The organism is Stenotrophomonas sp. STEN014, assembly GCF_056760315.1.
Window position 1 is genome coordinate 1 of record NZ_JBRREN010000013.1, and the last position, 14,149, is coordinate 14,149.

12 protein-coding genes are annotated in these 14,149 nt (G+C 66.2%); 4 read left to right on the forward strand and 8 right to left on the reverse strand.

Going from position 1 to position 14,149, the window contains the following annotated elements:
* Nucleotides 1-152: 152 nt before the first annotated feature.
* Both ACVOMC_RS14880 and ACVOMC_RS14885 read right to left on the reverse strand, forming a co-directional pair.
* On the reverse strand, nucleotides 153-1,268 hold the full coding sequence (locus tag ACVOMC_RS14880) for an NHL repeat-containing protein (protein ID WP_481524571.1): 1,116 nt from the start codon (nucleotides 1,266-1,268) through the stop codon (nucleotides 153-155).
* The gene (locus ACVOMC_RS14885; RefSeq protein WP_481524590.1) at nucleotides 1,265-3,778 is read right to left on the reverse strand and encodes a TonB-dependent receptor; all 2,514 of its coding nucleotides are present in this window, start codon (nucleotides 3,776-3,778) and stop codon (nucleotides 1,265-1,267) included. Before ACVOMC_RS14885 ends, ACVOMC_RS14880 begins: the two co-directional genes overlap by 4 nt.
* Nucleotides 3,779-3,983: 205 nt before the next feature.
* Between ACVOMC_RS14885 and upp the strand changes: the two genes are divergently transcribed.
* Entirely contained in the window at nucleotides 3,984-4,616 is a 633-nt protein-coding gene (gene upp / locus ACVOMC_RS14890) for a uracil phosphoribosyltransferase (RefSeq protein ID WP_481524572.1), read from the forward strand.
* Between the two features lie 45 nt (nucleotides 4,617-4,661).
* Here upp and ACVOMC_RS14895 read toward each other — a convergent pair whose 3' ends face one another.
* From ACVOMC_RS14895 to rsmD, 6 genes are all read right to left on the reverse strand, one after another.
* Nucleotides 4,662-5,555: an MBL fold metallo-hydrolase gene (locus tag ACVOMC_RS14895; protein ID WP_481524573.1), complete on the reverse strand. Its 894-nt coding sequence runs from the start codon at nucleotides 5,553-5,555 to the stop codon at nucleotides 4,662-4,664.
* 121 nt (nucleotides 5,556-5,676) lie between these two features.
* On the reverse strand, nucleotides 5,677-7,419 hold the full coding sequence (ggt, locus tag ACVOMC_RS14900; protein ID WP_481524574.1) for a gamma-glutamyltransferase: 1,743 nt from the start codon (nucleotides 7,417-7,419) through the stop codon (nucleotides 5,677-5,679).
* Nucleotides 7,416-7,700 (reverse strand): YfhL family 4Fe-4S dicluster ferredoxin, encoded by a 285-nt coding sequence (locus ACVOMC_RS14905; protein WP_054658563.1) that lies wholly within the window; start codon nucleotides 7,698-7,700, stop codon nucleotides 7,416-7,418. Before ACVOMC_RS14905 ends, ggt begins: the two co-directional genes overlap by 4 nt.
* Before the next feature lie 129 nt (nucleotides 7,701-7,829).
* A complete protein-coding gene (locus ACVOMC_RS14910) occupies nucleotides 7,830-8,321 on the reverse strand; it encodes a hypothetical protein (RefSeq protein WP_481524575.1) in 492 nt (163 codons plus the stop codon).
* Nucleotides 8,322-8,347: 26 nt separating this feature from the next.
* Nucleotides 8,348-8,872, reverse strand: coding sequence for a pantetheine-phosphate adenylyltransferase (coaD, locus tag ACVOMC_RS14915; protein WP_481524576.1), 525 nt, complete (start codon nucleotides 8,870-8,872; stop codon nucleotides 8,348-8,350).
* Nucleotides 8,869-9,492 (reverse strand): 16S rRNA (guanine(966)-N(2))-methyltransferase RsmD, encoded by a 624-nt coding sequence (rsmD, locus tag ACVOMC_RS14920; RefSeq protein ID WP_481524577.1) that lies wholly within the window; start codon nucleotides 9,490-9,492, stop codon nucleotides 8,869-8,871. The genes coaD and rsmD overlap by 4 nt, the downstream gene beginning before the upstream one ends.
* Before the next feature lie 198 nt (nucleotides 9,493-9,690).
* On the opposite strand from rsmD, the gene htpG reads away from it, so the two are divergent.
* The 3 genes from htpG (at nucleotide 9,691) to mutY (ending at nucleotide 14,132) form a co-directional block, all read left to right on the forward strand.
* On the forward strand, nucleotides 9,691-11,595 hold the full coding sequence (gene htpG / locus ACVOMC_RS14925; RefSeq protein ID WP_481524578.1) for a molecular chaperone HtpG: 1,905 nt from the start codon (nucleotides 9,691-9,693) through the stop codon (nucleotides 11,593-11,595).
* Between the two features lie 120 nt (nucleotides 11,596-11,715).
* On the forward strand, nucleotides 11,716-13,053 hold the full coding sequence (ftsY, locus tag ACVOMC_RS14930; protein ID WP_481524579.1) for a signal recognition particle-docking protein FtsY: 1,338 nt from the start codon (nucleotides 11,716-11,718) through the stop codon (nucleotides 13,051-13,053).
* Nucleotides 13,053-14,132: an A/G-specific adenine glycosylase gene (gene mutY, locus ACVOMC_RS14935; protein ID WP_481524580.1), complete on the forward strand. Its 1,080-nt coding sequence runs from the start codon at nucleotides 13,053-13,055 to the stop codon at nucleotides 14,130-14,132. The genes ftsY and mutY overlap by 1 nt, the downstream gene beginning before the upstream one ends.
* Nucleotides 14,133-14,149: the final 17 nt, after the last annotated feature.

The window sequence follows — 14,149 nt, forward strand, 5'->3', positions numbered from 1 at the left end:
CCCCTGTTGGTGGGGGGCCACCCGGGGGGGCGCTTTGGGGGGGGGCCCCGGGTTTCGGGGGGTTTGGGGCGGGGGGGGGGGGGGGCCCCCCCCCCCCCGGCCCGCCGCCATCATGGCGGCCAGCAGCAGCCACGACCTCCTGCCCCCGGTGCTCACAGGGTGCAGTCCTGCGGCAGCGACAGGGCGCTGGCGATATCGCGCCAGTCGAACGCCACCACGCCCTGGTCGTCATGTACCGCATACAACGCGCCCTGCGGGAAGCGTGTCGATGCCTGCTGGCTGCTCCATATGCCGTCGGTATTGGCCACCGTATTACCATGGAACGCGCCGACGTGGGCCAGCGTTTTGCGGTCGAACAGGTGGAACACGCTGCGCTCCTTGCCCTGCTCGGTGGTGATCCACCAGCCGCCCTCGCCGCAGGTACGCAGCATCACGCCCTCGGCCTGGGACTTGAACACACCCTCGCCGAAGGTCCTGCCGGTGAAGTCGCCGGCCAGCGTGTAGACCTTGACCTCGCTGGCGTAGCTTTCGTCCTCCTCGGCCACCAGCAGGCGGTTGTTGACCGGATCGCCCCAGATCGACTCGACCACCCGCAGCGCCCCCTTGGCCGTGGTGTCGCCGATGCTGCGGACCAGATGGGCCTGCACGGCACCGCCATCGACGCGGACGTGGTAGCGACGCACCCGCTCGTTCAAACGCTCCAGCGGCGGCAGGATATCGTTGCCGGCGGCGTCCTCGCCCTCGTCGTAGGAATCGGTGACGTACACGTCGTAGCCGTCCTGCTGAGGATTCACCCACAGCCCGTAAGGCTTGCGCAGGTCGGTGCCGGCGAATGTGCCCAGCGGGGTGAAGTCAGGCAGTTGCAGCACTTGCACGCGATGGTTGTCGCGCTCGACGATGAACAGCAGGTCGCCCTGCACGGCGATGCCGTTGGGGCGGTCGAATTGGCCAAGCGCGGTGCCGCTGCTACCCACGTCACGCAGGTGCCGGCCGGTCTGCCCGTCGTAGACCACCAGTTTGTCGGTGGCCTTGGCGGTGGCGATGAGCCATACCCGGCCATCGGCGTTGCGCCAGCTGGCTGGCGAATCGATGTTGTCGGCCGGCGTCATCGGCGTGAGGAAGGCTTCCCCTACCCGTTTGGCGGCCGGCGGTCGCGCGCCCTCGGCGATGTCGGCCGCAGTCAGCGGATGGGAGCTTCTGGCAGCCGGCTGGCAGGCGACAAGCGCCAGGGCCAGGGCCAGGCCGCTACACAGCAGCGCGGCCCTCACAGTGCCACCTTCAGGCCAAACGCGTAGGTACGGCCGTATTCCTCGTTCTGCAGCGTTCGCGAACGCACGCCCTGGTAAAGCTCCAGCGGTTTGTCGAGCAGATTGGACGCCTCCAGATACAGGCTCACGTTGCGGGTGAAGCGGTAGTCCAGACTGAAATCCAGCTGTGTGTGCGGTGCCACATGGATGTCGTAGGCGCGGCTGTCGCCGATGCTGTCCAGATACTGGCTGCGGTACACACCGGCCAGACGCGTGCTGAAGCCGCCCCACTCGTAGCCCACATGTGCGCTGTAGACATTGCGCGACGCGCGCGGCAGGGTGAAATCGTCGCGTTCACGACCGGCGATACCGGGATCGAATCCGGTGTCCAGCCAGGTGCCGCTGGCCCCGACCAGCAGGCCGCCCCAGGCCCCCGGCAGGAACGCCAGTTGCTGCTGCCAATTGAACTCGGCACCGAACACCCTGGCCCTGTCGCCATTGATCGAACGGGTGACTTCCATACCCGGATACTCGGCATCGGCATCGCTGACCGTCTGCACGATGTAGCCGTCGATATCCTTGTGGAACAGGCCCAGCGAGACCAGCCCGGTCTCGCCCAGGTAGCGTTCGAACGAGAAATCCAGGTTGATCGATTCGTAGGGATCCAGCTGCGGATTGCCGACCCGGACTTCCCCGTCATCCCGGTTCATCGCCAGCCGCGGTGACACGTCGCCGAAGGACGGCCGTGCCACGCTCTTGTTGAGCGCGCCGCGCAGCACCCAGTTGTTGCTTGTGTCGTAACGCAGATGCAAGCCCGGCAACACGTTGCTGTAGCTGTTGCTGGCGGTGCGCGGGGTGACGGTGACGGTCCTGCCGTCGGCGGCGATATCCACCTGGTTGCCGCTGGCATCGAACCGGGTGTTCTCCACGCGCACGCCGCCGATCACACGCAGTGCACCGATATCCCAGGTGCCCATCGCATAGGCGGCGAAGATGTCCTCGTTGGCGGTGTAATCCTCTTCCAGCGAGGCCATGACGTTGCCGGCGACATCCTGCGGCCGCGCGCTGTACTGGCCGCCGCTGCTCGCCCACCAGCGACGCATCGCCGCCGAGCTCATGCCCTGCCCCAACGGCCCGCCACGGTGCTCCAACGCTGTGCCGTTCCAGCTGGCCAGATCCACCGCCGGACCGCGGCGCATTTCGGCCTCGTCAACATTCACCGCACGCTCGCGCCAGCGGCCGAGCAGGCCGAACTTGTAGCTGGCGTTGTCGGCATCGAAACGGGCATTGACCTGTGCGCTGCGTTCGCTGTCATCCACCTGCTTGGGCCCGATCACCACCCGGTCGAACGCGTAGTTGGCGCTGTCCATCCAGCCGGCATCACTCAGATCCAGCCCGGGAATGCCGCGGTTCTGGTCGACCGTGGCCGACAGGTCGTCACCGTCGTACTCGAAGCGCGCTTCCATCTCATCGTTCACGCGCTCGCGGGTCCTGGTATGGCCCAGCCGGTAATCAAGTACCGCGTTGCCCAGCCGGTTCTCGCCGCCGAGGCTGGCGGCAAAGGTGTCCTCCTCCTTGGTGCGGTAGCGCATGCGCTTGCTGATCGCGTCGGCCGGCAGGTCATCCACCTGGTAGCGGCCACCGCCCAGCGCACTGATGACACCGTCCTCCAGACCGAACACGGTGCGCTGGCGGGTTTCGGCATCATCGAAGCGGCTGTACAGCGTGCGCAGGTAGTAGCGGTTGTCCTGGTCCGGTCGCCAGTCCAGATTGAGGTTGGCGCCGCTGCGGGTGCGCTCGATGCTGTACTTGCGACGCTGGATCTCCAGCGCGGCCAGGTCATCGTCGGCGCCCCCGTCGAAGCTGCCGTAGGCAACCTCGGTGTTGTCCGACTCGAAGCTGCGTTTGTGGTGGTTGATACCCAGCGCGATACCGAAGGTGTCGTTGAACACCTCGCTGTAGTTGAACGCGGCCTTGGGGCTGGTTTTGCCGGAAAGCTGCTGGTGACTGGCTTCGAGCTTGCCTTTGAGCGAACGGCCGTCGCGGTCGAAGGCCGAGGCCGACTCCACCACCACACTGCCGCCAATGGCATCGCCCGGCATGTCCGGCGTGGCCGACTTGATCACCCGCAGGCGTTCGGTCGAATCGGTGGGAATCACGTCCAGCGGCGCGGCGCGCGAGGAATCTTCCGGCGTGCCCACCGCGATGCCGTCGATGCTGACACTGTTGAGCGCCGCATCCAGACCACGGATCACCACGAAGCGGCCTTCACCCTGGTCGCGGGTGACGCTGACGCCGGGCAACCGCTGCAGCGACTCGGCGACGTTCATGTCCGGGTAGTCGCCCATCGAATCGGAAGCCACCGCATCCTGGATCGCATCGGCGTCGCGCTTGAGTTCGACCGCCCGGGTCTGCGCCTCGCGCTGAGCCCGCACCTCGATCGGCTGCAGATCCACCGCTGCCGCCGTGACGGCGGCAACCACCGCGCCATCCGGAGCAACCGGCTTTTGCCCAGCCTGCGCGGTGGCCATACAGGCCACCGCCGTCGTCACCGCCATCACCAACACGCGCTTGCGCACTACCGCCCCCAGAGGATGTAAAGGATGGGTGGGCACGGTATGTCCGTGGGATTGCGCGGCGATGACAGCCCGGGGACGGTCGTATTGCAACGCCGTACTGGCCGGATACAGAGGGCCTGCGGCACACTGGCCACTCGCCCCTGCCGTCATATCCGCCATGAAAATCGTCGAAGTCCGCCACCCCCTGGTCCAGCACAAGATCGGCCTGCTCCGCGATCCGGACATGAGCACCAAGGATTTCCGCGAAGTGGTCAACGAGCTGGGTACCCTGCTCGCCTACGAGGCCACCGCCGATCTGGACACCGAGAGCCACACGATGAAAGGCTGGGCCGGTCCGGTGCAGGTGCAGCGCATCGCCGGGGCCAAGATCACCGTGGTTCCGATCCTGCGCGCCGGCCTGGGCATGCTGACCGGGGTGCTGTCGCTGATTCCGGCCGCACGGGTGAGCGTGGTCGGCCTGCAGCGCGATGAGGAGACCCTGCAGCCGGTGCCCTATTTCGAGCGCCTGACCGGTCGCCTGGAAGAGCGCGACGCACTGATCCTGGATCCGATGCTGGCCACCGGCGGCACCCTGATCGCCACCATCGACATGCTCAAGCGCGCCGGCGCCCGCCGCATCAAGGGCATCTTCCTGGTCGCCGCACCGGAAGGCCTCAACGCCGTGGAGGCCGCGCACCCGGACGTGGAGATCTTCACCGCCGCCATCGACGAGCGCCTCAACGACAAGGCCTACATCCTGCCGGGCCTGGGCGATGCCGGCGATCGCATCTTCGGTACCCGCGTCGGCTGAGTTCCACGGTCCCGGGCGCCATCGCCCGGGACCTTCGGGCAGTTTTCAGGCAGCGGCCAGCGCGCGGGCTTTCAGCTCGGCCACTTCATGGGCGGTGCCGAAACGGCCCTTCTCATCACGCACCACCTGCGCCATCGCGCACTGCGGATCGTGGGTGAAGAACAGATGCACGTTGCGCGCAAGCTTGTCTTCCAGAAACGCGCGCTTCTCGTCGATCAGCAGCTCGGCATTGCGGTCATAGCCCATCGTGATCGGCACATGCACCCACGAGCGGCCGGGAATCAGGTCGGCACAGAACACCACGCCACCGCGCGGCAGGCCATCGACCCGCTCCGGGCCGACGATCTCGGCCAGCATCAGCCCCGGCGTGTGGCCGTCGCTGAAACTGAAACGCACCGATTCCCCGAGCACCTTCGAATACTCGCCGGACACCACTTCCAGCCGCCCGCTGTCCTGCAGCAGCTTCGGCAGTTCGGGGATGAAACTGGCACGGTCACGCGGATGCGGATGCAGCGCCCGCTCCCAGTGCGCGGCGCCCACCACGAAGGTGGCGTTGGGAAACAGCAGCTCCGGTGCGCGGCCTTCCGACCATGGCGCCAGCAGCCCACCGGCGTGGTCGAAATGCAGATGGCTCAGCACCACCACATCGATATCCTCGTGCTCGAAGCCGGCTTCGCGCAGCGAATCGATCAGGATATGTCGCGGCTCCTGCACACCGTAGCGTTCGCGCAGTTTCGGCTCGAAGAACGCGCCAATACCGGTTTCGAACAGCACCGTCTTGCCGGCCAGCGGACTGGCCAGCAACGCCCGGCATGCCAGTTCGATCCGGTTGAGGTCATCGGCCGGTGCCCACTTTTCCCACAATGCCTTGGGGGCGTTGCCGAACATTGCACCGCCATCGAGTTTTTGCGAATTACCGCGGATCGACCATAGTTTCATATGAAAAATTCTACTGACTCCGCGTTAAATATTCGCAAGCCGACAGCGCCGGATTATTGACACCCCGGAACAGAAAAGCCCCGCCGGACGGCGGGGCTTTTTGCGTTGTTCGGCGCGCGTGTCAGTCGGCCGTTGCGTTGCGCTTGACCTCGGCACTGCCGACCGGATTGCGCGGGTCGGTGCCGCCGCTGAGGGTGTTGCTGCGGCGGTCCCATTCCACCGTCTGCAGGTTGCCCCACACGTGGCTGGAACCGCGGCCACCAGCGGCGCTGTCCCCGGGCAGATCGACCTTGTGACCCATCGCCTGCAACTGCCTGGCCACGTCCGCCGAGAACGCCCCGGACTCGGCGGAGATCTCATCGGGCAGCCACTGGTGGTGGTAGCGCGGCAACGCAGCCACCTGCTGCGCATCCAGTCCGGCGTCATAGCCGAGGATGCCCAGCAATACCATGGTGATGATGCGGCTGCCGCCCGGCGTGCCGATCACGATGACCTTGTCCTCGTTCTCCATGAAGGTCGGCGTCATCGAGCTCAACATGCGTTTGCCGGTCTTGGGCGCGTTGGCCTCGTAGCCCATCACGCCGAACGCATTCGGGGTGCCCGGCTTGAGCGCGAAGTCGTCCATCTCGTTGTTCAGCAACACGCCGGTGCCGGCCGGGATCAGCCCCGAGCCGTACAACAGGTTCACCGTCTGGGTGCCGCCGACGCGGTTGCCTTCGCCGTCGATGATCGAGAAGTGCGTGGTCTCGTCGTCTTCCAGCGGCGTCGGATTGCCCGACAGCAGGTCACTCGGCGTTGCCTTCTCCGGATGAATCGTCGCGCGCAGGCCCTGCGCATAGTCGCGACTGGTCAACACCTTCTGCGGGATATCGACAAAGTCCGGATCGCCGAGGAAGAACGTGCGGTCGCGATAGGCGCGGCGCATCGCCTCCACCACCAGATGGGTGCGGTGGGCCTCGTCCATCTTGTTGATGTCCCAGCCTTCCAGGATCTGCAGCATCGATGCCAGCGCGATGCCACCGGAGGACGGCGGCGAGGCGGTGGTGATCTTCCAGTCGCGGTAGTTGAAAACGATCGGCTCGCGGGTCTTGACCCGGTAGCCGGCCAGCTCCGCGGCGGTCCAGCGGCCGCCGGCCTGCTTCACCCCGGCCAGCAGCTTCCTGCCGGTTTCGCCGCGGTAGAAACCGTCAAAGCCCTTCTCCGCCAGCAGCTGCAGGGTGCGCGCCAACTCCGGCTGCTTGAAGATGTCGCCTTCGGCGATCGGACGGCCGTTGCGCAGGTAGACCTCGCGGGTCCCCGGATAACGCTCCATCACCTCGCGGCGCGACTCGTAGCCACGGGCCATACGTGCATACACCGGGAAGCCGTCACGGGCGACCCGGATTGCCGGCGCCAGCGAGTCGGTCAGCGGCAGCCGGCCGTGTTCGCGGGCCACCTGCACCAGCAGCGCCGGCAGGCCCGGGATTCCAGCCGACCATGGACCGTTGACCGAGCGGTCGCGATCCAGCTCGCCGTTCTTGTCCAGGAACTGCTCGGGCGTGGCCGATTCGGGCGAGGTCTCGCGCGCGTCCAGCATCACATCCTTGCCGGTTCTGGCATCGTGCAGCAGGAAGAATCCGCCGCCACCCAGGCCCGAGCTGATCGGCTCGACCACGGCCAATGTCGAGGACACCGCCACTGCGGCATCAAAGGCGTTGCCGCCCTTGGCCAGGATTTCCATGCCGGCATCGGTGGCCAGTGAGTGGCCGCTGGCGATGACCGCTCCGTCAGGATGGGTGGCACGGGCCGGTGCCGTGTCCGAGGCCCACACGCTCGGGCTCAACAGCCATGCACACAACAACAGGGAACGGGCAAACGGTTTCATGCCGTCGGATCCTCCGGTTCGTAAAGTTCGGGATGGTCGCGCTGCAGGCCGAACAGCTTGGCCAGCAACTGCTCCTGGGTTTCGGGGATATCCGGGTCCGGGTCGATGCATTCCACCGGACAGACCACCACGCATTGCGGCTCATCGAAATGGCCGACGCATTCGGTGCAACGGGCCGGATCGATCACGTAGATCGTCTCGCCCATGGAAATCGCCTTGTTCGGGCAGGCAGGCTCGCAGACGTCGCAATTGACGCAGAGCTCATTGATTTTCAACGACATGGCACTACTCCATGCCCGCGCCTGCCAGCGTTGAACCGGTGGGCCCAGCCGCGACCGGTTGCCTGCGGCGTGACATCGCTGCCGGCCGCAACCGGGCACGCATTGCGCGTGCCCGGCCTTGCACGGGTATTACTTGGCTTCAACGAAGATGTAATCGGCGCCGGTCGGCTGCACGATGGTCTGCACGCGGGCATTGTCGGCGGCATCGCCGATGAACACCACGCGCACGCCCTTCATCGAATCGGCCTGCACGTCCTTGAACGCGGTATCGATCAGGTCGGCCATCTTCGCCGAAGCCGAGGAACCGAAGGCCAGCATGTTGCCCGGCTGGATGCCGCGGCTCATGGCGGTGGTGGCGCTTTCCACCTGGCGGCCGTACTTGGCGGCGAATTCCGGATCGGACTCCGGCGGCAGGTAGTACAGGAACGGGCTGGCGGTGATGTTGCCCATGTTCTGCACGGCCACGGCCTGCAGGTACTTCTTCCAGCCGGCATCGTCGTCCTTGGCCGGGGCGACCAGCGCCTGCTGGGCGTCGGCGACCGGCGCGGCCTCTTCCTTCTTGCAGGCCGCGAAGGCCAGCACCAGCGAAGCGGCCAACATCACGCGCATCGTTTTCTTCATGGTGGTTCTCCCTTTAAAGGTGTTCGTTACAGCTGTTTGGAGGATTCGGCGGCCGCGCGGGCTTCGCGGGCCTTGCGCAGCGCTTCCAGCACGGTTGCCGGCACGAAACCGGACACATCCCCGCCCAGCCGGGCGATTTCACGCACCAGCGAGGAGGAAATGAAGCTGTGCTGTTCAGAGGGGGTCAGAAACAGGGTTTCGACCTCCGGGATCAGATGGCGGTTCATGCTCGCCATCTGGAATTCGTATTCGAAGTCGGACACCGCGCGCAGACCGCGCAACAGCACGCCGCCATGCACGGAACGTACGAAATGTGCCAGCAGCGTATCGAAACCCACGACTTCCACATTCCCATGGCGCTTGAGCGCCTCACGCGCCAGCTCCACGCGCAGGTCCAGCGGCAAGGTCGGGCCTTTGGACGGGCTGAAGGCCACACCGACCACGATCTTCTCGAACAGCGGCGCAGCCCGGTTCACGAGGTCGATATGACCATTGGTGATCGGATCAAATGTCCCCGGATAGACGGCAATACGACGATTGGCCGAAGTCATGCGTTGTTTACCGCGTTCAAGTCGTTGCGAAGTGTAACAGTGGCATGCCGATACAGGGCATAGCCGACCTCGCGCGTGCCGCCCTCGCGATGCAGGCTCCATTCCGGCGGCAACGACTGCCGCCGCTGCGCTGGCGCCTCCACATACAGCCACGCACCCGGCGCGATATGTCGCGGCAGGCGTTCGATCACCTGCTCCCACAGGCCATCGGCGAACGGCGGATCGACGAACACGATATCGGCCTGCTGCGGCGCGGCCGTGTCCAGCCAGCGCAGCGCATCGCCGCTGGCGACCTGCACCTGCCCCTCGGCCCCCAACCGGGTCACCACCGCGCGCAGCGCCGTGACCAGGACCGGATCCCGCTCGACCAGCACGGCGGAGGCCGCGCCTCGCGAAAGCGCCTCCAGCCCCAGCGCGCCACTGCCGGCGAACAGGTCCAGCACGCGGGCACCGGGCAGCTTGGGCATCAGCCAGTTGAACAGGGTCTCGCGCACGCGGTCACTGGTCGGACGCAGCCCCGGCAGGTCCGGCACCTGCAGCCGGGTATTGCGCCAGCGCCCACCGACGATACGCACCTGTCCGCCACCAGCTGGACCGGCCGCCTTGCCGCGGCCGTTCATGTGCCCACCACCGGAAGGAACAGGCGAGAAATCAAGGACATTGGCGGCACGGACCTTCGAGCGAAAAACAGGATGGGAATGATAGACCAAGCACCTGCCGGGCCACCCAAGCCTTGAAATCGGTTCAATCACCCTTACCCGTGGAGTCAGCCGCCGCGATCCCCACGCGGCATGTCAGCCATGGAGCACGACCGACCGATGAACGCAGAAACCCAAAAGGAAACCCTGGGCTTCCAGACCGAGGTGAAGCAGCTGCTGCACCTGATGATCCATTCGCTGTACTCGAACAAGGAAATCTTCCTGCGCGAGCTGGTGTCCAATGCCGCCGACGCCGCCGACAAGCTGCGCTTCGAAGCGCTGACCCGGCCCGAGCTGCTGGAAGGCGGCGCGCCACTGCGCATCCGCATCGAGGCCGACCCGGCCGCGCGCACCCTGACCATCGACGACAACGGCATCGGCCTGAGCCGCGAGGAAGCCATCGCGCACCTGGGCACCATCGCCAAGTCCGGCACCGCCGATTTCCTGAAGAACCTGTCCGGCGACCAGAAGAAGGACTCCAACCTGATCGGCCAGTTCGGCGTGGGCTTCTATTCGGCCTTCATCGTCGCCGACCAGGTCGACGTTTACAGCCGCCGCGCCGGTCTGCCGGCCAGCGAGGGCGTGCACTGGTCCTCCAGGGGCGAAGGCGAGTTCGAGATCGCCACCATCGACAAGCCCGAGCGCGGCACCCGCATCGTGCTGCACCTGAAGGAAGGCGAGGACAGCTACACCGACGGCTGGCAGCTGCGCAGCCTGATCAAGAAGTACTCCGACCATATCGGCCTGCCGATCGAGCTGCAGAAAGAACACCACGGCGAGGAAGCCGACAAGCCGGCCACGCCGGAATGGGAGACCGTCAACCGCGCCAATGCGCTGTGGACCCGCGCCAAGTCCGAGATCAGCGACGCGGAATACCAGGAGTTCTACAAGCACATCGCCCACGATCCGACCAACCCGCTGGCCTGGAGCCACAACAAGGTCGAGGGCAAGCTGGAATACACCTCGCTGCTGTACACCCCCGGTCGCGCCCCGTTCGACCTGTACCACCGTGACGCGCCCAAGGGCCTGAAGCTCTATGTGCAGCGCGTTTTCATCATGGACCAGGCCGAGCAGTTCCTGCCGCTGTACCTGCGTTTCATCAAGGGCGTGGTCGACTCCAACGACCTGCCGCTGAACGTGTCCCGCGAAATCCTGCAGTCCGGCCCGGTGATCGACTCGATGAAGTCGGCGCTGACCAAGCGTTCGCTGGACATGCTGGAGAAGCTGGCCAAGGACAAGCCGGAGGACTATGCCGGCTTCTGGAAGAACTTCGGCCAGGTGCTGAAGGAAGGTCCGGCCGAGGATTACGGCAACCGCGAGAAGATCGCCGGCCTGTTGCGCTTCGCCTCCACCCATGACGGCAGCGGCGAGCAGAGTGTGGCCCTGGCCGACTATGTCGCCCGCATGATCGACGGCCAGGACAAGCTCTATTACCTGACCGGCGAAAGCTACCAGCAGGTCAAGGACAGCCCGCACCTGGAGGTGTTCCGCAAGAAGGGAATCGAGGTGCTGCTGATGACCGACCGCATCGACGAGTGGCTGATGGGCTACCTCAACGAGTTCGACGGAAAGTCCTTTGTCGACATCGCCCGCGGCGACCTGGACCTGGGCAAGCTGGAAACCGAAGAGGACAAGAAGGCGCAGGAAGAAGTCGCCAAGACCAAGGAAGCTCTGGTCACGCGCCTGAAGACCGCGCTGGGCGAGGACGTGGCCGAAGTGCGCGTCTCCCACCGCCTGACCGATTCGCCGGCGATCCTGGCCATCGGTGAGCAGGACCTGGGGCTGCAGATGCGCCAGATCCTGGAAGCCAGCGGCCAGAAGGTACCGGAGTCCAAGCCGGTGTTCGAGTTCAACCCGGCCCATCCGCTGATCGAAAAGCTCGACGCCGAAGCCGATATGGACCGTTTCAACGACCTGGCCCACGTGCTGTTCGACCAGGCCGCACTGGCCGCCGGCGACAGCCTGAAGGACCCGGCCGGCTACGTGCGCCGCCTCAACAAGCTGCTGCTGGAGCTGTCGGCGTAACTTGCGCCCACGCAGCCCCCGCCCGGAGCCGGCCCTGTGCCGGCTCCGCGTTTATCCGCCACCGCCCCCCTGCGGGCCCCGGTGGTAGCATATGCCGCTGATTTCAGGCCTTTTTCCCTCATGTTCAGCTTTTTCCGCCGCAAGAAGAACGACGACGCCCAACAGCCCGCCAAGCCGTCCACGCTGAGCGCGGAGGAGCTGGCCGCGGCGTTCCCGAAAGCACCCGCCGATGCCTCACCGCATATCGATGCCAGTGAAGCGTTTCCGGCGCCGGCGGCTGAATCCCCTGCCACGGCCGTGAGCGAGACGCCTGCTCCGGCCAGTGTGGTGGCCGAAACACAGCCTGCATCCGTCATCAGCGCAGCGACAGCTGCCGTACCGGCCGCTCCGCAAACGCCGGCCGCGGTGATCGAACCAGTGCCCGCCGCGCAGGAAGAGGCGCCACCGGTAGCGGTTGCAGTGCCCGCAGTCGAAACCGCGGCGACCGACGATGCGCTTATTCCCGCCAGCGCCGCACCGGCCGCCGCCTCCGGCAAGCTCGGCTGGCGCGAACGTCTGCGCAACAGCACGCTCGCCCGCAGCTTCGGCGGCCTGTTCTCGCGCAATCCCAAACTCGACGACGACCTGCTCGACGAGATCGAGACCGCGCTGATCACCGCCGACGTCGGCGTGCCGGCCACCACCGCCCTGGTCGAAGACCTGCGCAAGCGCATGAAATCGCGCGAATTTGCCGACGCCAATGCATTGCTGGCCGCACTGCGCGCGGACCTGATCGCACTGCTGCAGCCAGTGGCCAAGCCGCTGGTCATCGACGCCAACGCCAAGCCGTTTGTGATCCTCACCGTCGGCGTCAACGGCGTCGGCAAGACCACCACCATCGGCAAGCTGGCCAAGCGTTTCAAGGATCAGGGCCACAGCCTGATGCTGGCCGCCGGCGACACCTTCCGCGCCGCCGCGGTGGCCCAGCTGCAGATCTGGGGCGAGCGCAACGGCGTGGCCGTGGTCGCCCAGGGCCAGAACGCCGATGCCGCCTCGGTCGCGTTCGACGCCCTGCAGGCCGGCAAGGCGCGTGGCACCAGCGTGCTGATCGCCGATACCGCCGGCCGCCTGCACACCCAGACCGGCCTGATGAACGAACTGAGCAAGATCCGCCGCGTGCTCGGCAAGATCGACGACACCGCTCCGCACGAAGTGCTGATGGTCATCGATGGCACCACCGGCCAGAACGCGCTGTCACAGCTGCGCCAGTTCCACGCCGCCGCCGGCGTCACCGGGCTGGTGGTGACCAAGCTGGACGGCACCGCCAAGGGCGGCGTGGTATTCGCGCTGGCCCGCGAGTTCGGTATTCCGATCCGTTTTGCCGGCATCGGCGAGCGCCCGGAAGACCTGCGCGTGTTCGATCCGGAAGCCTTCGTCGACGCCCTGCTGCCCGAAGCACTGGGCAGCAGCGGCAACTGATGCCCCGCTCCGCGAAGACCGGCGCCGACACCTTCGCCGGACCGCTGCTGGCGTGGTTCGACCAGCACGGCCGCCACGACCTGCCGTGGCAGCACCCGCGTTCGCCATACCGGGTATGGCTGTCGGAGATCATGCTGCAGCAGACGCAGGTGGCCACGGTCATCCCCTACTTCCTGCGTTTTGTGCAGTCGTTTCCGGCTCTGGCCGATCTGGCCGCCGCCGACAACGACATGGTGATGGCGCACTGGGCCGGGCTGGGCTACTACGCCCGCGCCCGCAACCTGCATGCCGCGGCAAAGCAATGCGTTGAACTGCACGGCGGTGAACTGCCCCGCGATTTCGAGGCCCTGCTCGCCCTGCCCGGCATCGGCCGCAGTACCGCCGGTGCGATCCTCAGCCAGGCCTGGAACGACCCGTTGCCAATCCTCGATGGCAACGTGAAGCGGGTGCTGACCCGCTATCACGGCATTGCCGGTTTTCCGGGCCTTCCCGCCATCGAAAAGCAGTTGTGGGCGCTGGCCACCGAACAGCTCACCCAAGTGCCCGCCGGCCGCATGGCCGACTACACCCAGGCACAGATGGATTTCGGCGCCACGCTGTGCACCCGCGCCAAGCCGGCCTGCATCCTGTGCCCGCTGCAGACTTCATGCATTGCCCATGCGCAAGGACTGGTCGAGTCGCTGCCCACGCCCAAACCGAGCAAGACCCTGCCCGAACGCGAGGCCACCGCGTTGCTGCTGGAGGACGCGCAGGGTCGCATCCTGCTGCTCAAGCGCCCGCCGACCGGTATCTGGGCCTCGCTGTGGACCTTGCCCCAGGCCGACACCGACAGCCAGATGCGGCAGTGGTTTGCCGACAACATTGCCGGTGACTACGACAACAGCAAGGAATTGCCGCCGATCGTGCATACCTTCAGCCACTACCGCCTGCATCTGCAGCCGCTGCACGTGCGCAAGGTCGCCCTCCACGCAAGGGTCGGCGACAATGACAGCCTGCGCTGGGTGGCAGCCAGTGAACTGCCCTCGCTGGGGCTGCCCGCACCGATCCGCAAACTGCTAGAGCGCCACCCGGCGCACTGATCCAACAGGAATACGCC